Origin of the sequence: Pseudoflavonifractor sp. MSJ-37 (assembly GCF_018917965.1) — a bacterium.
Taxonomy (GTDB): Bacteria; Bacillota; Clostridia; order Oscillospirales; family Oscillospiraceae; genus Pseudoflavonifractor_A.
Window position 1 is genome coordinate 252,622 of record NZ_JAHLPP010000001.1, and the last position, 18,576, is coordinate 271,197.

An 18,576-nucleotide genomic window follows, 5' to 3' on the forward strand; every position below is an offset into this window, starting at 1 on the left:
TCCCCGCACACGCGGGGGTGATCCCTCAGGGACGCCGAAATAGATGCACAGGGGGCCCTATTCCCCGCACACGCGGGGGTGATCCCTCCTATATTGGCAATACCTTCCACGGAGTTTTCTATTCCCCGCACACGCGGGGGTGATCCGCTGGTCTGGGGACTTCCCCTGCATCAAACGCACTATTCCCCGCACACGCGGGGGTGATCCCGGAGATCGCCTGCATCGGCTGGTGTATCCTGACTATTCCCCGCACACGCGGGGGTGATCCCAGGGCCCGCCGTAGCTCCGGGTCGTCCTCCACCTATTCCCCGCACACGCGGGGGTGATCCCGATGACATAAACGGTCGTGATAGGAGGAGCACCTATTCCCCGCACACGCGGGGGTGATCCCGGTCTGGCTGGTGGTCTGGGTGGAGTTGGACGCTATTCCCCGCACACGCGGGGGTGATCCCTCTTCTTTTCGAGCAGGAGGATTTGGACCTTACTATTCCCCGCACACGCGGGGGTGATCCCTACGATGACAGCTATCGGGTGGACGCGCACTACTATTCCCCGCACACGCGGGGGTGATCCTGATGCTCCTGTCCTCCGACCGGAAGGACGGCACTATTCCCCGCACACGCGGGGGTGATCCCGACCGCTATCCCCTATCGCCCGCTCCATGATGCTATTCCCCGCACACGCGGGGGTAATCCTACGGCGTGGACCTTTACCGCGAGTGCTACGCCCTATTCCCCGCACACGCGGGGGTGATCCCACAGGAGGACCACAAAATGAAAACCGCCGGATCTATTCCCCGCACACGCGGGGGTGATCCTACGCCCTGATCCGCAAGTACATGGATGAGAGCCTATTCCCCGCACACGCGGGGGTGATCCCTGTGCCCCCGTACCGTCATCTCTCAGTCTGTGCTATTCCCCGCACACGCGGGGGTGATCCGGCTTATGGAGGGTATACAGATCGCCCAGAGCCCTATTCCCCGCACACGCGGGGGTGATCCCGCCTGAAGGCCGCAGCTTTTCCACTTGCTACACTATTCCCCGCACACGCGGGGGTGATCCCGTCATACAACAATCCCGCACTGCAATGCGGGGCTATTCCCCGCACACGCGGGGGTGATCCCGGGCAGGGACTATGCATATCATCATACAACCGCTATTCCCCGCACACGCGGGGGTGATCCGGTATCTGCGCTGGTGCCCTCGGTGATGCCCTTCTATTCCCCGCACACGCGGGGGTGATCCCACACACACGGGAATGATTTTGGCTGAACGAGTCAAGAAAACAAGAAAATATGGCATGATCGGCGCGGCGAGCAGTAGTGTAATGGCAGCACGCCTTGTTTGAGACAGTCCCGGTCCGATCCCGGGCGCTCGCTATGCTGTGGGGGCGATCCATCTGCAAAAAGAACAGTATCGTTCTCATCAGCCAAAGATCTCGGTCTCATGTCCTCGCCTCGATCTTCTTTCACTGTGCGCGGCCGGGCACTCCTCGCGTCCATATCCTCTTGACATTTCTCTCCCGCTCCCCTATACTGATAAAGTTGAACAGCGACGATGGGGAGGAGTACCCGTCTTTCTGGTGCAGAGAGGAGCCGGTCCGGTGCGAGGCTCCCGAGGAGAGCGGAGAAGGTCGTCCCGGAGCCGCGGCGCGGAATGGAGTAGGCGTCGCCGGAAGCCCCCGTTACGGGCAGGAGCGCGGCCCCGTTTTTTCGACGGGACCGAACTCAGGTGGTACCACGGACTGCTAAAGTTCGCCCTGAGCCCATGCGGCTCAGGGCGTTTTTCATCTGGATGGACCAGATATCTCATCAGGAGGGACCGATATGCCGAAAGAATTGAACAAGATCTATGAGCCTCAGGAGGTGGAGGACCGCATCTATAAGATGTGGGAGGAGAACGGCTGCTTCAAGGGCCGCCGTGATCCGGACAAGAAGCCCTTCACCATCGTCATGCCCCCGCCCAACGTCACCGGCCAGCTCCACATGGGCCATGCCATGGACTCCACGCTCCAGGACATCCTGATCCGCTTCAAGCGGATGGAGGGCTATGCCGCACTCTGGGTCCCCGGCACCGACCACGCCGGCATCGCCACCCAGATCAAGGTGGAGGAGGAGCTCCGCAAGAACGAGGGCCTCACCCGCTACGACCTGGGTCGGGACAAGTTCCTGGAGCGGGTCTGGGAGTGGAAGAAGAAGTACGGCAACCGCATCGTGGAGCAGCAGAAGAAGCTGGGCGCCTCCTGCGACTGGTCCCGGGCCCGCTTCACCATGGATGAGGGCCTGTCCAAGGCCGTGCGCCATGTGTTCGTCTCCCTGTACAAGAAGGGCCTCATCTACAAGGGCAGCCGGATCATCAACTGGTGCCCCCACTGCGTCACCGCTCTGTCTGACGCGGAGGTGGAGTATAAGGACAAGCCCGGCCACCTGTGGCACCTGAAGTACCCCATCAAGGGCGAGAAGGGCCGCTATGTGATCGTGGCCACCACCCGTCCCGAGACCATGATGGGCGACACCGGCGTGGCCGTGAACCCCAATGACGAGCGCTACAAGGACCTGGTGGGCAAGACCTGCATCCTGCCCCTCATGGATCGGGAGATCCCCATCGTGGCCGACGAGTATGTGGACATGGAGTTCGGCACCGGCTGCGTGAAGATGACGCCCGCCCACGACCCCAACGACTTCGAGGTAGGCCTGCGCCATAACCTGGAGACCATCCGGGTGCTGGACGACAACGGCAAGGTCAACGCCAACGGCGGCAAGTATGAGGGCATGGACCGCTATGAGGCCCGGAAGGCCGTCATCGCCGACCTGGACCAGATGGGCCTGCTGGAAAAGACCGAGGACCACGCCCATAACGTGGGCACCTGCTACCGCTGCGGCACCGATGTGGAGCCCATCATCTCCGCCCAGTGGTTCGTGAAGATGGAGCCGCTGGCCAAGGAGGCCTTGCGGGTGGTCAACGAAGGCGAGGTCCAGTTCGTCCCCGACCGCTTCTCCAAGACCTACACCAACTGGATGGAGAACGTCCACGACTGGTGCATCTCCCGTCAGTTGTGGTGGGGCCATCAGATCCCCGCCTGGACCTGCCAGGACTGCGGCCATATCACCGTGTCCGAGGAGGATCCCACCGAGTGTGAGCACTGCCGCTCCCACCACATCAAGCAGGAGGAGGACGTGCTGGACACCTGGTTCTCCTCCGCCCTGTGGCCCTTCTCCACGCTGGGCTGGCCCGAGCAGACCGAGGACTTCAAATACTTCTATCCCACCGACGTGCTGGTCACCGGCTACGACATCATCTTCTTCTGGGTGGCCCGGATGATCTTCTCCGCCTGCGAGCACACCGGCAAGCCGCCCTTCCACACCGTGTTCATCCACGGCCTGGTCCGGGACGACAAGGGCCGCAAGATGTCCAAGTCTCTGGGCAACGGCATCGACCCGCTGGAGATGGCGGACAAGTACGGCGCCGACGCCCTGCGCTTCAATCTGGTCACGGGCAACTCCCCCGGAAACGATATGCGCTTCTACACCGAACGGTGCGAGGCCATGCGCAACTTCGCCAACAAGATCTGGAATGCCAGCCGCTTCCTGATGATGAACCTGACCATCGACAAGTGCGAGCTGCCTGAGCACCTGGAGCTGGAGGACAAGTGGATCCTGTCCAAGCTCAACCGCGTGATCCCCGAGGTCACCGAGAACATGGAGAAGTTCGAGCTGGGCGTGGCCGCGCAGAAGGTCTACGACTTCATCTGGGACTCCTACTGCGACTGGTATATCGAGCTGACCAAGGCCCGCCTCCAGGGCGAGGACCAGGAGGCCAAGACCAACGCCCAGAAGGTCCTGTGCTACGTCCTGACCGAGACCCTGAAGCTCCTCCATCCCTTCATGCCCTATATCACCGAGGAAATCTGGCAGGCTCTGCCCCATGAGGGCGACTTCCTGATGCTCCAGAAGTGGCCGGAGCACCATGTGTCTCTGGACTTCCCCGAGGAGGAGAAGGCCATGGAGCTGATCATGGACGCCATCCGGGGCATCCGCACCCGCCGGGCCGAGATGAACGTGCCGCCCTCCAAGAAGGCCCATCTGACCGTGGCCACGCTGGAGCGGGACGTGTTCACCGCCGGGATCCCCTTCCTGAAGCGTCTGGCCTCCGCCAGCGACGTGGAGGTGGTGCCCTTCATCGAGGGCCAGGCCGAGCAGGAGGGCCAGGTGACCATCGTGACCCACGCCGCCCAGATCTCCATCCCTCTGGGCGAGCTGGTGGATCTGGAGAAGGAGAAGGCCCGCGTGCAGAAGGAGCTGGACAAGAACAAGAAGCTCCTCACCGGCCTGCAGGGCAAGCTGAGCAACCCCGGCTTCGTCTCCAAGGCCCCCGCCAATGTGGTGGAGGCCGAGCGGGAGCGGGCCGCCAAGCTCACCGCGCTGATCGACAAGCTGGAGAGCCAGCTCAAGAACATGTGACCATCGGTCAGCGTGTCGAACCAGCATTTCTGAGATGGGATGCAGGCCGCCGCGCGCACTCGCTGCGCTCGCACACTAGCGGCCCGAGAAGAGTTTTTTCTGAGGCACATGCCCTCAGAAAAAACGCCTTACATCTGATCCCGTCACCTGCGGGTGACGGAACTCTGCGAGGCTCTTGCATCGCTCAACGTGAGGAATGACTTTTTTGACCGTCTGCGACCGGGCATCCGCAAACACGCGGATGCCCGGTCTCTGCATCCCAGCGCTCTCTCCAGACGGATCAGGGGGTATTTTTCGGGGCGTTTTGCCCTGGAAATACCCCTTTTTCTTATAAGCGGAACGGAAATGCCGTATATGGAACGTGCGCCGCCTCCACCGTCTCCCGGCGCGGACAGGCCGCACTTGTCATGCTTTTTCGTTACCCCATACCGAAAAGCCCGATGGCCGGGGGATTTTCTTCTTTGCACGATCGTGCTATCCTAAGTCTGCAAACACCCACACGATCTGTGGAAAGGTGCACATTCCCGCAGACCTGCTCCCGTGGGCACCAGAGAAAAGCAGAGTTCGGAAAAAGGAGGAGAACCATGTCTGAGACTGATATCATCCAAACCATAAACCGTGAGATCATCCCCTTCTGCGCGCTCCTCATCCTCTTCGTGTGTGTACAGGCCATCCTGTTCATGCGGCACGCCCTTCGCTTCAACCACAAATACCAGCTCTTCTCCAAACAGGAGATCGCGAGCGCCATGCGGAGCTCCGCCGTCATCACGATCGGCCCGGCCTTCTCCGTGATGCTGGTGGTGGTGTCCCTCATCCCACTGCTGGGCTCCGTCGTCACGTTCATGCGCTGCGGCGTCATCGGCGCCGCCGATTACGAGTTGATGAACGCCCAGATCGCCGCGCAGGCCCTGGGCATGTCCTTCGAGGACCATGACCTGACTGCCGCCGCCTTCACTGTGGCCATCTTCGGATGTACGCTGGCCAGCGCGCCCTGGTTCATCCATACGATCATCTCCTGCAAGGCCATGGACAAGATGGCCATCAAGTCCGCCCACAAAAAGCGCTCCTTCATGCCGGTGCTGGGCACCGCCGCCAGCCTGGGCTTCATCGGCTACTGGGCCATCGACACCGGCCGCAAGAGCGTGGCGAACACCGTGTCCATCGTGGCCAGTCTGCTGGTGTCCTTCGCCGTGGCCAAGATCGCCAGGAAGGTCCCCAAGATCGCCGACTGGAGCATGGCCATCGCCATGGTGCTGGGCATGATCGTGGGCGCCGTCGTCAACATCATCACTGCCGGGTAAAGGAGGTCATGTCATGAACGAGAAGAACGAGTCCGTCCATGTGGACACCGCTGTGGAACAGGAATTCAACACCAGCTATACCGACAAGGTCCATGTGATCGGCCGGATCACCATGGCCATTGCCTTCCTCCTCTCCTTCCTGCCGGTGCTGTACCTGCACTTCGTCAAGGGCTATCAGGCGCCTCTGTCCGCCTACATCACCGTGGCCACCACCATCGCCGCCATGCGGGTGGGCATGTGGATCTCCGAGCCCTTCACCTGGTACCCCGTGCTGGGCTCCGCCTCCCTGTACATGGGCTATTTCTCCGGCAACGTGAAGAACCTGCGGGTGCCCGTGGCCCAGAACCTCCAGTCCAAATACAACGTGGAGGTCAACAGCCCCAAGGGCCAGGTCATCACCACCATCGGCGTGGGCATCTCCGTGTTCGTGAACATCGTCATCCTGCTGATCGTGGTGGCCGTGGGCACCGTCATCATCCCCATGCTGCCCCCGGTGGTGCTGAGCGCCTTCAACTACGTCATCCCCACTCTGATCGGATCCCTGCTGGCGATCCACTTCCAGAAGCGGGGCTTCGTGGGCGTCCTGCGCTGGGTCATCCCCAGCATCATCGTGTTCTTCCTGATGAAGAGCGGCATCGTGCCGCCCAAGTACGCGACCTCCATCTCCATCGCGGCCACCGTGCTGGCGGGCTACATCGTGTTCGTGGCCCAGGGGAAGATCGAGGACAAGAAGGAGGCGAACAAGGGATGACGATCGACACGAGCTGGGTCAGACAGGAGGCCGCCGCCCTCCAGGAGCAGATGGTCCGGGACCGCCGCTGGCTCCACAGCCACCCCGAGGTGGGCGAGCATCTGCCGGGGACCGTGGGCTATGTGGAGTCCCGTCTGGAGGAGATGGGCATCGCGTACCGGGAGCTCTGCGACAGCGGACTGGTAGTCCTGCTGGGCGGGAAGCATCCGGGCAAGTGCCTCATCGTCCGGGCGGACATGGACGCCCTGCCCATGCGGGAGGAGTCCGGACTGCCCTTCGCCTCCCAGTGCGACGCGGCCCACACCTGCGGCCACGACCTGCACACGGCCATGATGCTGGCGGTCTGCCGCATCCTGAAGGAGCATGAGGACGAGATCCAGGGCACCGTCAAGGCGGTGTTCCAGCCCGCGGAGGAGAACTTCCGGGGCGCGGCCAAGATGCTGGAGTCCGGCCTTCTGGAGGACCCGAAGGTGGACGCCGCCGTGACCCTCCATGTGAACTCCATGTCCCCCTATCCAGTGGGGGCCCTGTCCCTGATGCCTGCCGGGCCCATCCTGGCCTCCTGCGATACCTACCGTATCGAGGTGGAGGGCGTGGGTGGCCACGGGGCCTATCCCGCCAAGTGCGTGGATCCGATCTCCATCGGCGCCCACATCTTGGTGGCCCTCCAGCAGATCAACGCCCGGGAGCTGACCCGGGACGAGCCCATCGTGCTCACGCAGGGCAGCTTCCACAGCGGGAAGGCCCCCAACATCATCCCCTCCAGCGCGGTCATCGAGGGCACCCTGCGGACCTTCGACGAGGATCTGCGCCAGCGCTGTCTCAAGCGCATCGAGGAGATCGTCACATCGGTGGGGGAGATGTACCGGGCCAAGGCCGCCTTCACGGTGATGGGCGGCTGTTCCCCCATGGTCAACGACCCCGGCCTCCGCTCCGACGCTCTCCGATACTTCCGGGAGATGCTGGGCGAGGACATGGTGTTCGAGAAAAAAGAAGTGGGCATGGCCAGTGAGGACTTCGGCAATGTCATCAAGTACGTCCCCGGCATCCAGATCACGTTGGTGGCGGGCAGTACGCTGGATGGCGCCAAGTACCAGCAGCACCATCCCAAGGTGGTGTTCGATGAGGGCATCATGACCAACGGCACCTCGGCCTTCGTCACCTTCGCCCTCCGCTGGCTGGCGGAACAGCAATAAGACGAAACGATCCCCTTTCCTCCTCTATGACAGTGAGCTCCCCGAGACCCATCCGGGTCCGGGGAGCTCACGAAGCGTGTCGAACCAGTTCGACACGCTTCTCAGAAATGCTGGTCCGTTCTTTGCGAAGAACGGACCAGTATTTCTTCGATGGGGATGCAGGCCGCCGCGCGCACTCGCTATGCTCGCACACTAGCGGCCTGAGAAGAGTTTTTTCTGAGGCACATGTCCTCAGAAAAAACGCCTTACATCTGCTTCCGTCCCCTGCGGGTGACGGAACTCTGCGAGGCTCTTGTATCGCTCAACGTGAGAAATGACTTTTTTGACCGTCTGAGTGAGCTCCCCGAGACCCATCCGGGTCCGGGGAGCTCACGTCATTTCGGTCTATCGCTGACCCTCCATGGCGGCCTCCAGCTTTTGGAGGGCCTTCTTCTCGATGCGGGAGACATAGGACCGGCTGATGCCGCACCGGGCGGCGATCTCCCGCTGGGTCAGGGGCTCCCGGCCATCCAGGCCGTAGCGCAGACGGATGACCATGGTCTCCCGTTCGTCCAGGACCTCCTCCACACACCGGCGGACCCGTGCGCAGGAATCCCGGGTATGGAGGGTCTCCAGCATATCATCCTCCACCCGGATCGTGTCTAGGATGGACAGGGAGTCCCCCTCCTCACTGCCGTCCAGCGTCTCCGACAGGGAGACCTCCCCCTGGAGCTTCCGCTGGGCGCGAAAATGCATCAGGAGCTCGTTCTCGATGCACCGGCTGGCATAGGTGGCCAGGCGGACGTTCTTATCGGGCTTGAAGGTGCGGATGCCCTTGATGAGCCCGATGGTCCCGATGGAGATCAGGTCATCGGTGTCGCCGTTGGGGGTGTAGTACTTTTTGACGATGTGGGCCACCAGCCGGAGATTGTGTTCGATGAGGCGGTCCCGGGCGGAGCGGTCTCCGGCCCACATGGCCTCCAGACAGGCCCGTTCCTCCTCCGCCTTCAGGGGCCGGGGGAAGGACCCGCCCTCCCCGCCGGAGAGCCGCAGGGTCAGGAACAGACTGTTCAGCAGCAGAGCCAGCCACGGTGCGATCATAGGATGTCCTCCTCGCGTCAGCGTAGGGATGTCAGCATCCCCCAGAGCATCCTATTCCGGGAAGGGACGTCCCGATCACGGGACAGGGGACCGCTAAGTACGCCGCCCCCGGAGGGGACGGCGGAGCGCGTCAGCGCCAGCAGGAGCCGGACCGGTCCGAACGCCGGCCCTCCCACTCCGGATCCCAGGGCCCATCGCCCCGGAGGAAGCTGGGGAGGGACGGACCGTCTCCCCGGGAGCTCCCGGAAGAGCGGCGGTCGGTCTCCACCACATAGATGATCCGGCGGTCATCGTCCCCCTCGAAGGAACGTCCGCACGCCCGGGCGAAGCCGGGACAACGGCACTGTCCGCACCGATACCACCGGCACAGACAGCAGCAGTTTCTGCGGCCACAGTTGTTGGAACAGCTGCACATCGAGATCCCCTCCTGGATGAGTCGGCGGGAGGTCCCGCCATGCCATCCTATGCGGCGGGAGCGGAGCGGTGCCCGGTCAGCCATTGCGGAAGAGGGGCGACCAGGCCTTGGCCAGACGGCCCATGGCGGGGGCCATCTCCCCAGCATCCAAAGGGCCGTAGCCCATCACCAGGGTGGGGGGCGCATCCGGCTCCGGCGGCGTCAGAGCATAGTCCGACAGGGGGGAGACTCCGACGCCGGTCCGGGCCGCCGCCTCTACCAGCGCCCGCTCCGAGGGACCTGCCGAGGCCTGGAACAGCAGATGCAGGCCGGATCCCGTGCCGGAAAAGGTCCCCCAGGCCGTCAGGCCCGCTGCCTCTGCCGCGGCCAGAAGGGCGTCCCGGCGCTGGCGGTAGATGGTGCGCATCCGCCGGACATGGCGCTCGAAGTGGTCCAGCTCCAGGAACCGGGCCAGCGTGTACTGCTCGAAGGAGGGCACAGTGGAGGCGTAGAACAGGAATTCCTTCTGGTACCGCTCCAGGAGATGGGGGGGCAGGACCATGAAGCCGATGCGCAGAGAGGGGGCCAGGCTCTTGGCGAAGGTGTTCAGATAGATCACCCGCTCCCCGGTGTCCAGGCTCTGGAGAGCGGGGATGGGCCGGCCGTCGAAGCGGAACTCGCTGTCGTAATCATCCTCGATGAGATAGCGCCCCGGCTTCTCCATGGCCCAGTTCAGCAGAGCCTGCCGCCGAGAGACCGGCATGACTGTGCCCAGCGGGAAGTGGTGGGAGGGGGTGATGTGAGCCACCCGGGCTCCGGACCAGCGGAGGGCATCCACCCGCAGGCCGTGCTCGTCCAGCGGGATGGGGCACACCAGCGCCCCCGCGTGGGAGAAGAGCAGAGGGGCCTTCCGGTAGCCGGGGTCCTCCACGGCCCAGCCGCCATCGTGGCCCAGAAGCTGGAGGAGCAGGGCGGTCAGATACTCCGATCCGGCGCCCACCACGATCTGCTCCGGCTTGGCCCGGATGCCCCGGAAGGAATAGAGATACCGGACGATGGCCTCCCGGAGTTCCAGGACGCCCTGGGGCGGAGAAGAGGCCAGCAGGGCGCTGTCCTCCTGACTGAGCACCTCCCGCATGAGCTTGGCCCAGGTGGCGAAGGGGAAGTGGACGGTGTCCACCGCGTTGGTGGCGAAGTCATAGAGCACGGGCGTCTCCGGCCGTTCCACAGAGGCGGGGGAGATGGCTGGTCCGGCGGCGGGTACGGGTGCGTGAGGGATCTCATCCGGCTCAGGCATCCACACGAAGAACCCCCGCTTGGGCTCTGACCGGAGGTAGCCCTCGGCCAGGAGCTGGGAATAGGCCCCCTCTACCGTGACCACGCTGACCTCCAGATGGGCGGCCAGAGACCGCTTGGAGGGCAGACGGGTCCCGGGCGGCAGGACTCCGGCGGCGATCTCCTGCCGGATCTTTCGGTAGATCTGTTCATATAACGGCTGCCGGGCCTTGGGGTCCAGAGTCAAGGTGAGCATGGGGCCTTCCTCCAAAAACGATATCCTACCATGATACTGTAATATATAAGGTAGGGGATGGATCCATTATATCACGGGGATCCGACTGTGGATAGTGGACAGCGCCGCTCCGCAGGCAAAAAGAGCGCCCCGGGCGCACCGCTCGGCGGCACGCCCGGGGCTGTCTCATGTACACAGGAGAGCGCGGTCGGACTTAGTCCTTCTTGGGGACCATGATGGGCAGGGAGGCGTAGAAGCAGATGGCGTCCATCAGCTCGTCCACGGGCACCTTGTCCTGAGTGGAGTGGCACAGGGAGTCATCGCCGGGACCGTAGCCGATGGCGGGGATGCCCAGACGGCCGCACATATGGGTGGCGTTGGTGCAGAACTCCCACTTGTCCACGACGGGGGCCTTGTCGAACAGCTCGGTGAAGGCCTCCACGCCGGCCTTGATCAGAGGATGATCCTCGGGCATGACCCAGGAGGGGAAGTAGTCCACGCAGGTGATGTCGTAACCGGTGTAGGTCTTGACCTTCTCGGTGTCGATGGAGGCGGTGACGCCCTCGATGCCCTCGTAGAACTGAGCGGTCTCCTTCAGCAGGTCCTCGATGGACTCGCCGCAGGAGATGCGGCGGTCACAGGTGATGATGGCCTCGCCGGGGATGGTGTTCAGAGAGGGAGCCTTGCACTCCACCATGGTGACCTCGATAGAACCCTTGCCCAGGAAGGGATCCTCCACGAAGTCCTGGAACTTGTCCACCTTCTCCATGATGGGCAGAGCCTTCACCAGGGCGTTGTCGCCGCGCCAGGCGGTGGAGGCGTGGGCGCACTTGCCGGGAACGTCGATCTTGATCAGGGCACGGCCCTTGTGGCCGCGGATGACGCGGTTGTTGGAGGACTCGGCCACCAGCACGAAATCGGGCTTGATGTCGGGGTTCTCTTCCAGCATGGCCTTCACGCAGGAGCCCTCGACGTCCTCCTCGGAGATGGAGCCGGACACCCACAGGGTGAAGTCCTTGTCCAGGCCCAGAGCCTTCAGGGCCTTGCCGGCGAAAGTGATGCCGGTCAGGCAGCCCTTGTCGTCCACGGCGCCGCGGCCGCGGAGGACCTTGCCCTCCTCCATCTGGGCCTTCAGGGGATCCATGCCCCAGTCGGCGGGGTCGCCCAGCTCGACGGTGTCGATGTGGGAGTCATACATGAGGACGGTCTTGCCGGAGCCGACGCGGCCCACCACGTTGCCCACGGGATCCACGCGGACCTCGTCGAAGCCGAACTCCTTCATCTTGCCGGCCAGGAACTGGATGGCGTTGCCCTCATTATAGGTAACGCTCTCGATGGCGATGAAGTCCTTCAGGAACTGGACGACCTCGTCTTCCTGGGCCTTGACATACTCCTTGATCTGGGCCAGCGCTTCTTTTTTCGTGATCATGTGAATTCCTCCTTGATTTTTTCGAGAGATGCTGTTATGATTATACCATAAAGTTCTCAAGAGTTATAGAGACTTTTGGAAAAAATTTTTAGGAGGTTCACAACAATGAAGACTGGTCTCAAGGGCAAGCATTTCCTCTGCGAGCAGGATTGGACGAACGAGGAGCTCAATACTCTGATGGACGTGGCGTCCGCCCTGAAGATGGACAACCTGCTGGACACCCATAAGTACGATGAGCTGCTGAAGAACAAGACCCTGTTCATGCTGTTCTTCGAGGAGTCCACCCGTACCCGCAACGCTTTCGAGTGCGGCATCACCCAGCTGGGCGGCCACGGCAACTACCTGACCCCCAAGGCGACTCAGATCGACCACGGCGAGACTCCTCAGGACACCATCGAGGTCCTGTCCCGCATGGGCCACGGCCTGGGCATGCGCAACACCCTGGTGGGCGGCCACGAGTACATGCAGAAGCTGGCCAAGTATTCCAAGATCCCCATCTACAACATGCAGTGCGATCTGTGGCACCCCACTCAGTCCATCGCTGACCTGTTCACCATCAAGGAGAAGTTCCACAATGAGCTGAAGGGCCGCAAGTTCGTCATCTCCTGGACCTCCGCCGGCAACTACATGCGTCCTCTGTCCATGGCTCAGTCCCTGGTCACCCTGATGCCCCGCTTCGGCATGGACGTGACCCTGGCTGTCCCCTCCAAGGAGTTCGAGCTGATGCCCGAGGCCATGGAGACTGCCCGCAAGAACGCTGAGTTCTACGGCTCCAAGTTCGAGGTCTGCAACGACATGGACGCTGCCTGCGAGGGCGCCGACGTGGTCTACGCCAAGGGCTGGGGCCCCATCATGGCCGTGGGCGACGACGAGAAGGCCGGTGTCGAGATGATCAACGCCAACCCCGGCTGGTGCGTCGACTCCCGCCGCATGGCTCTGGCCAAGAACACCGCCATCTACATGCACTGCATGCCCGCTGACCGCGGCATCGAGGTCACCGACGAGGTCGCTGACTCCGCTCAGTCCGTCATCTATGATGAGGCCGAGAACCGCATGCACACCATCAAGGCCCTGATGGCTCTGACCATGGGCAACATCCAGAGCCGCCGCTAAGCAAGCGCTCTGACGCGGGACCTTTTTGTCCCCGCCCCGCCGCTCCGGCGGCGGGGCGGGGCTCCTGCGAAACCAGGAACAACAAACAAGGCGCCTCGCGCTTGACAAAAAAAGCGGCACATCGCACATATGTGCCGCTTTTTTTACGAATGTTCTGTGAAAACTGTTCGGTTTGAACTGAGAGGTACGCAAGCAACAGGGAGGATGGACAACATGGCAGCAGCGACTATCATCCACGGCGGAGCCGTGCTCCTGCAGGAGGGGCTCAAGATGGACTGGGGCGTCAAGCTCCAGGACGGTCTCATCGCGGAGGTGGGCCCCAACGGGAGCCTCACCGCTCAGGACGGCGACGAAGTGATCGAGGTCAGGGACCAGGTAATCCTGCCCGGCTTCATCAACGGACACAACCATATGTATAATGTGTTCTGCCGCGGTATCAGCACCGACGCGGTCGTCACCGAGTTCTCCAGCTTCCTGGACGACTACTGGTGGCCCTATATCGAGAACCGCATCACCCCCGAGTTCGCGGAAGTCACCGCCCGGTGGTCCAGCGTGGAGATGATCGACAGCGGCGTCACCACCAGCTTCGACATCCTGGAGGCCCCCAATGCCATCCCTGGCGCTCTGGAGCGGGAAGGCAAGGTCCTCAAGGAGGCCGGCCTGCGTGCCATCCTCACCTTCGAAGCCTGCCAGCGCATGAGCCCCGAGAACGCGGAGCTGGGCCTGAAGGAGAACGCGGACATGGTCCGCGCCCATCAGGATGACCCCTTCGTGAAGGGTGCCATGAGCATCCACACCCTCTTCACCTGCGACAAGGAGTATGTGAAGAAGGCCCGTGCCATGGCGAAGGAGCTGGGCTGCAAGTTCCATATGCACCTGTCCGAGAGCGTCTTCGAGCCCAACTGGGTGAAGGAGCACTATGACGATAAGCCTGTGCGCGTCTATGACGAGCTGGGCGTGCTGGACAGCGACGTCCTGGCTTCTCAGGTGGTCCAGGCAGATCAGGAGGAGATCGACATCCTGGCCCGGACCGGTGCGTCCGTGGTCACGATGCCTCTCTCCAACTGCGAGGTGGGCGGCGGCATCGCCCCTGTGCCCGACCTGCTGGACGCCGGCGTCAAGGTGGGCATCGGTACCGACGGTTATATCAACAACTTCTTTGAAGTCATGCGCGGCGCTTTCCTGATCCATAAGGCATTCCGGCAGGACCCACAGGTGATGGGTGCCCGGCAGGTCTACCGGATGGCCACGGATATGGGGGCCGATGCGCTCGGCATGCCGAACGCGGGGCGGATCGCCCCGGGGATGCTGGCCGACGTCATCACCGTCAAAATGCTCGATACGCCCACGCCCATCAACGAAAAGAATATCTACGACCAACTGATCCTGTATCGGAACCCCGCCGATGTGAAGAACGTCTTCGTCGGCGGCCGGCAGCTCAAGAAGGACGGCGTCATCACGACGCTGGACGTTGAGAAGGCCCGCGAAGAGATGCGCGCGGCCACCGCAGAGTTCTGGAAGTTCAAGTGAATCCAGGCCTTTTCCGTCCCTTAGACAGGAGGGAAAAGCGAAAAGCCCTGTTCCAGATGGGATCCCATGCGAGGAAGGTGATTTCATGCCCCTGTTAGGCGAACTGAATAAGAACTACAAGGTCATCAATCGATCCGTGCCCCGGATCGACGGAGTCGATAAGGTGAGCGGCCGGGCCCATTACGCCGCGGACCTGAAATTCGTGGACATGGTCTATGGCGGCTGCCTGCGCAGCGGTCATTCCCACGCCAAGGTCACCAAGATCGACACCAGCAAGGCCAAGGCCATGCCCGGCGTGCTGGCGGTCGTGACCGCAGCTGATATGCCCAAACCCAAGAGCTGTGCCGGCCCCGCCGCCTATATGTACCTGACGGATGAGGTCAAGTACGCCGGCGATGTGGTGGCGCTCGTCTGCGCCGAGACCAAGCTCATCGTGGAAGAGGCCCTCCGGGCCATCGAGGTGGAGTACGAGGACCTACCCGGCGTGTATACGATCCGGGAGGCTATGGAGCCCGGCGCTCCGGTGGTCCACGAGAACTACCCCGGCAACAAGTTCAAGGACTCCTATTTCCCCATCCGCAAGGGCGATGTGGAAAAAGGCTTCGAGGAGGCCGACCTCATCATCGAGCGGGAGTACGAGACCCAGTATATCGAGCACTCCTATATCGAGCCGGAGGCTGTGGTCTGCATCCAGAACCCCACCGACGGTGTCATGACCGTCCATGCTTCCGCGCAGAACCCGTTCTTCACCCGCCGCTACATCGCGGACGTCCTGGGCGTCGGCATGAACGAGGTCCGTGTGTTCCAGGAGAACGTGGGCGGCACCTTCGGCGGCAAGGAAGAGGGTCTGGGCATGCTGGCGGCCCGCTGTGCTTACCTGTGCAAGCTGGTGGGACGGCCCGTCAAGATGACCTTCTCCCGGGAGGAGTCCTTCCTGGAGAGCGCTAAGCGGCATCCCTTCCTGCTCCACTATAAGGTGGGCGTCAAGAAGGACGGCCATATCGTGGCCTGGGAGGGCAGCCAGATCGACAACTGCGGCGCCTACAACAACCAGACCCAGTTCATGAACTCCCGCGCCAGCATCCACAGCTGCGGCGCGTATACCATCCCCAACGTGAAGACCGACACCTTCGGCGTCTTCACCAACAACATCCACGGCGGCGCCATGCGCGGCTACAGCTCTCCCCAGCTGATCTGGGGCCAGGAGCAGCTGATCGAGGAGATCGCCGAGGAACTGGGTATGGATCCCCTGGAGTTCCGCCGTATCAACTGCCTGAAGGAAGACACCACGAACGCCACCGGCCAGGTCATGCACCACGTGATCCTGCCCGAGATCATGGAGTATACCGCCAAAAAGACGGACTATCAGCGCAAGCACGAGGAGTATAAGCACCAGACCAACAAGCATAAGCGCAAGGGCATCGGTATGTCCATCGCCCACCGCGGCTGTGGTCTGGGCGCCGAGTCTCCCGACGCCTCCGGCGCCATGGCCATCGCCAATGAGGACGGCACCGTCCTGATCAACACCGGTCTGGCGGAGAACGGCCAGGGTCTGAAGACCGCCTTCTCCCAGATCGCCGCCGAGGCCATCGGCATCCCCTATGAGCTGATCCGCTTCTACGGCACCGACACTCAGGCCATCGCCGACTCCGGCATGACCGTCGCCTCCCGCGGTACTGTCATGGGCTCTCAGTCCACCCGCAAGGTGGGCTATCGCCTGAACGAGATCATGCGCGGCAACGCGCTGGCCCTTGGCTTCTTCAAGGATCAGGAGGACGTGCATGACGTGTCCCAGATCGTGCTGGAGGACGGCTTCTTCCACACGACCTCCAAGCCCGATGTGAAGGTCCCCTTCAAGGACGTGTGCAATGCCAGTCTGTGGACCGGCCGCCAGATGGCCGCCTATGAGTGGTTCATGCCCCCGGCCTGCGATCAGGATCACCACACCGGTCAGGGCACCGCGTTCCCCACCTTCGCCTATGGCTGCTGTGTGGCCGAGGTCGAGGTGGACATGGATACCGGCTATGTGGATGTGGTGAAGGTCACCGCCTCCCACGACGTGGGCACCGCGATCAACCCCGCCCTGGTGCTGGGCCAGATCTATGGCGGCATCGTCATGGGTCAGGGCTACGCCGTCACCGAAGAGGTGGAGGTCAGCAAGGGCAAGGTCCGCAATCAGAACTTCGAGAACTATATCATCCCCACTGCCGCGGATATGCCCGAGATGGACGTGAATATCTTCGAGTGTGATGACCCCGCAGGTACTTTCGGGGCCAAGAGCATCGGCGAGCCCGCCACCGAAGCGGTGGGCGCGGCCATCATCAATGCCATCTACAACGCCACTGGCCGCCGCATCCGGGAGAATCCCGCCAACCTGGAGCGAGTCCTGCTGGGCAAGAAGCTGAGATAAGGGGAGTCACGAATGCAAAGACTGAGTTATCTGAAGCCCCAGACCCTGGAAGAGGCTCTGGGCTATCTGAACGAATACGGCGAGAAGGTCAAGCCCTACGCCGGCGGCACGGACCTGATGGTCCAGCTCCGGGAGCACACCTCCAAGCTAAAGGACGTGGAGTATCTGATGGACGTGCAGTATCTGCCGGAGCTGCGCGGCATCGAGGTCAAGGACGACTGCATCAGCATCGGCTGTATGACCTCTCACACCGAGGTGAACGAGTCTCCCGTCCTGCGGGAGCATGTGCCCTTCCTGTCCATCGCCTCCTCTACCGTGGGCTCCACCCAGGTGCGGAACAAGGGCACCGTGGGCGGCAACATCTGCAACGCCTCTCCCGCGGCGGACACCCTGTCCCCCTTCGTGGCCCTGAACGCCCGCCTGACCGTGGTCAGCGTGGACGGCACTCGCGAGGTGCTGGTGAAGGAAGCCATGGAGAAGGCCGGCAAGCTGAAGTTTGCCCCCAATGAGATGGCCACCCGGATCACCATCGACCGGCTGGACGGCTGGCATACCGCCTTCATCAAGCTGGGCCGCCGCAAGGCTCTGGCGATCTCCCGCATGAACTGCGCCGTGGCCCTGAAGCTGGAGGACGGCGTGATCGCCGACGCCCGCATCGCTCCCGGCTGCGTGTTCGCCACCCCCGACCGGGTGGAGAAGGCCGAGGAACTGGTGAAGGGCCAGAAGCCCTCCGCGGAGCTCTTCGAGAAGGCCGGCCTGGCCGTCTCCGAGGAGATGATCGCCCGCACCGGCATCCGCTGGTCGACCGAGTACAAGAAGCCTGTCATCGAGGCCCTCATCCAGCGCGCCCTCTGCCGGGCCGCGGGTCTGCCCGAGGACTGAGGGAGGAGGACTGGATATGAAGAAGATCACTTTGGAGTGTTTCCTCAATGAGGAGCCGGTCTCTCTGGAGATCGACGAGAATGCCCGTCTGCTGGACGTCATCCGTGACGTGGCCGGTCTGACCGGCACCAAGGAAGGCTGCGGCGTCGGCGAGTGCGGCGCCTGCACCGTCATCGTGGACGGCGAGACCGTGGATTCCTGCATCGTGCTGGCCGCCTCCATGCAGGGCAAGCACATCACCACGGTGGAGGGCCTGTCCAAGAACGGCGAGCTGGATCCCATCCAGCAGGCCGTGCTGGACCACCACGCTTTGCAGTGCGGGTTCTGCACCCCCGGCTTCCTGATGAGCGCCAAGGCGCTCCTGGACAAGAAGCCCGACCCCACCCGCGACGAGATCAAGATGGCCATCGCCGGCAACCTGTGCCGCTGCACGGGCTATCAGCAGCTGGTGGAAGCGTTTGAAGACGCGGCGAAGGAGTATCAGAAGCGCTGATGCACCCTGGGCCTGTCGATAGTATCCT

General features: G+C 62.8%; 13 protein-coding genes, 1 CRISPR repeat array and 1 other annotated feature (1 of these 15 only partly in view). Of the genes, 9 read left to right on the forward strand and 4 right to left on the reverse strand.

Annotation, left to right across the window (positions count from 1 at the left end; all coding sequences use genetic code 11):
- Positions 1–1,244: direct repeats of the CRISPR family, unit length 28 nt; unit sequence CTATTCCCCGCACACGCGGGGGTGATCC; it begins 1,041 nt to the left of the window's first position.
- A gap of 300 nt (positions 1,245–1,544) precedes the next feature.
- Positions 1,545–1,764, forward strand: a binding site (T-box leader).
- Positions 1,765–1,825: 61 nt separating this feature from the next.
- The 4 genes from KQI12_RS01140 (at position 1,826) to KQI12_RS01155 (ending at position 7,707) form a co-directional block, all read left to right on the forward strand.
- Positions 1,826–4,459: a valine--tRNA ligase gene (locus KQI12_RS01140; protein ID WP_216570031.1), complete on the forward strand. Its 2,634-nt coding sequence runs from the start codon at positions 1,826–1,828 to the stop codon at positions 4,457–4,459.
- Positions 4,460–5,043: 584 nt separating this feature from the next.
- A complete protein-coding gene (locus tag KQI12_RS01145; RefSeq protein ID WP_216570032.1) occupies positions 5,044–5,760 on the forward strand; it encodes a DUF5058 family protein in 717 nt (238 codons plus the stop codon).
- A 13-nt stretch (positions 5,761–5,773) separates the two neighbouring features.
- Positions 5,774–6,511: a hypothetical protein gene (locus KQI12_RS01150; protein ID WP_216570034.1), complete on the forward strand. Its 738-nt coding sequence runs from the start codon at positions 5,774–5,776 to the stop codon at positions 6,509–6,511.
- Positions 6,508–7,707, forward strand: a complete 1,200-nt coding sequence (locus tag KQI12_RS01155; RefSeq protein WP_216570036.1) for a M20 family metallopeptidase — start codon at positions 6,508–6,510, stop codon at positions 7,705–7,707. The genes KQI12_RS01150 and KQI12_RS01155 overlap by 4 nt, the downstream gene beginning before the upstream one ends.
- Positions 7,708–8,091: 384 nt before the next feature.
- Here KQI12_RS01155 and sigK read toward each other — a convergent pair whose 3' ends face one another.
- The 4 genes from sigK to KQI12_RS01175 all read right to left on the reverse strand — a co-directional run bounded on the left by sigK (position 8,092) and on the right by KQI12_RS01175 (position 12,120).
- Positions 8,092–8,787 (reverse strand): RNA polymerase sporulation sigma factor SigK, encoded by a 696-nt coding sequence (gene sigK, locus KQI12_RS01160; protein ID WP_216570038.1) that lies wholly within the window; start codon positions 8,785–8,787, stop codon positions 8,092–8,094.
- Positions 8,788–8,917: 130 nt separating this feature from the next.
- On the reverse strand, positions 8,918–9,202 hold the full coding sequence (locus KQI12_RS01165) for a hypothetical protein (RefSeq protein ID WP_216570040.1): 285 nt from the start codon (positions 9,200–9,202) through the stop codon (positions 8,918–8,920).
- Between the two features lie 76 nt (positions 9,203–9,278).
- The gene (locus KQI12_RS01170; protein WP_216570042.1) at positions 9,279–10,712 is read right to left on the reverse strand and encodes a PLP-dependent aminotransferase family protein; all 1,434 of its coding nucleotides are present in this window, start codon (positions 10,710–10,712) and stop codon (positions 9,279–9,281) included.
- Between the two features lie 193 nt (positions 10,713–10,905).
- Positions 10,906–12,120 (reverse strand): YgeY family selenium metabolism-linked hydrolase, encoded by a 1,215-nt coding sequence (locus KQI12_RS01175; RefSeq protein WP_216570044.1) that lies wholly within the window; start codon positions 12,118–12,120, stop codon positions 10,906–10,908.
- Between the two features lie 105 nt (positions 12,121–12,225).
- Between KQI12_RS01175 and KQI12_RS01180 the strand changes: the two genes are divergently transcribed.
- From KQI12_RS01180 to KQI12_RS01200, 5 genes are all read left to right on the forward strand, one after another.
- The gene (locus KQI12_RS01180; protein WP_216570046.1) at positions 12,226–13,233 is read left to right on the forward strand and encodes an ornithine carbamoyltransferase; all 1,008 of its coding nucleotides are present in this window, start codon (positions 12,226–12,228) and stop codon (positions 13,231–13,233) included.
- A gap of 213 nt (positions 13,234–13,446) precedes the next feature.
- Complete coding sequence (locus tag KQI12_RS01185) at positions 13,447–14,763, forward strand: amidohydrolase family protein (protein ID WP_253290758.1); 1,317 nt, start codon at positions 13,447–13,449, stop codon at positions 14,761–14,763.
- A gap of 85 nt (positions 14,764–14,848) precedes the next feature.
- Positions 14,849–17,173, forward strand: coding sequence for a xanthine dehydrogenase family protein molybdopterin-binding subunit (locus tag KQI12_RS01190; protein WP_216570049.1), 2,325 nt, complete (start codon positions 14,849–14,851; stop codon positions 17,171–17,173).
- Between the two features lie 12 nt (positions 17,174–17,185).
- Complete coding sequence (locus KQI12_RS01195; RefSeq protein ID WP_216570050.1) at positions 17,186–18,055, forward strand: xanthine dehydrogenase family protein subunit M; 870 nt, start codon at positions 17,186–17,188, stop codon at positions 18,053–18,055.
- Between the two features lie 16 nt (positions 18,056–18,071).
- Positions 18,072–18,548, forward strand: a complete 477-nt coding sequence (locus KQI12_RS01200; RefSeq protein ID WP_216570051.1) for a (2Fe-2S)-binding protein — start codon at positions 18,072–18,074, stop codon at positions 18,546–18,548.
- Positions 18,549–18,576: the final 28 nt, after the last annotated feature.

What these genes read in the sequence shown, in the direction of transcription:
- KQI12_RS01165 (WP_216570040.1), bottom strand. Translation starts at nt 9,202, where the DNA reads ATGTGCAGCTGTTCCAACAACTGTGGCCGCAGAAACTGCTGCTGTCTG.
- KQI12_RS01170 (WP_216570042.1), bottom strand. Translation starts at nt 10,712, where the DNA reads ATGCTCACCTTGACTCTGGACCCCAAGGCCCGGCAGCCGTTATATGAA.
- KQI12_RS01185 (WP_253290758.1), top strand. Translation starts at nt 13,447, where the DNA reads ATGGCAGCAGCGACTATCATCCACGGCGGAGCCGTGCTCCTGCAGGAG.
- KQI12_RS01155 (WP_216570036.1), top strand. Translation starts at nt 6,508, where the DNA reads ATGACGATCGACACGAGCTGGGTCAGACAGGAGGCCGCCGCCCTCCAG.
- KQI12_RS01190 (WP_216570049.1), top strand. Translation starts at nt 14,849, where the DNA reads ATGCCCCTGTTAGGCGAACTGAATAAGAACTACAAGGTCATCAATCGA.
- KQI12_RS01145 (WP_216570032.1), top strand. Translation starts at nt 5,044, where the DNA reads ATGTCTGAGACTGATATCATCCAAACCATAAACCGTGAGATCATCCCC.
- sigK (WP_216570038.1), bottom strand. Translation starts at nt 8,787, where the DNA reads ATGATCGCACCGTGGCTGGCTCTGCTGCTGAACAGTCTGTTCCTGACC.
- KQI12_RS01195 (WP_216570050.1), top strand. Translation starts at nt 17,186, where the DNA reads ATGCAAAGACTGAGTTATCTGAAGCCCCAGACCCTGGAAGAGGCTCTG.
- KQI12_RS01175 (WP_216570044.1), bottom strand. Translation starts at nt 12,120, where the DNA reads ATGATCACGAAAAAAGAAGCGCTGGCCCAGATCAAGGAGTATGTCAAG.
- KQI12_RS01150 (WP_216570034.1), top strand. Translation starts at nt 5,774, where the DNA reads ATGAACGAGAAGAACGAGTCCGTCCATGTGGACACCGCTGTGGAACAG.
- KQI12_RS01200 (WP_216570051.1), top strand. Translation starts at nt 18,072, where the DNA reads ATGAAGAAGATCACTTTGGAGTGTTTCCTCAATGAGGAGCCGGTCTCT.
- KQI12_RS01180 (WP_216570046.1), top strand. Translation starts at nt 12,226, where the DNA reads ATGAAGACTGGTCTCAAGGGCAAGCATTTCCTCTGCGAGCAGGATTGG.
- KQI12_RS01140 (WP_216570031.1), top strand. Translation starts at nt 1,826, where the DNA reads ATGCCGAAAGAATTGAACAAGATCTATGAGCCTCAGGAGGTGGAGGAC.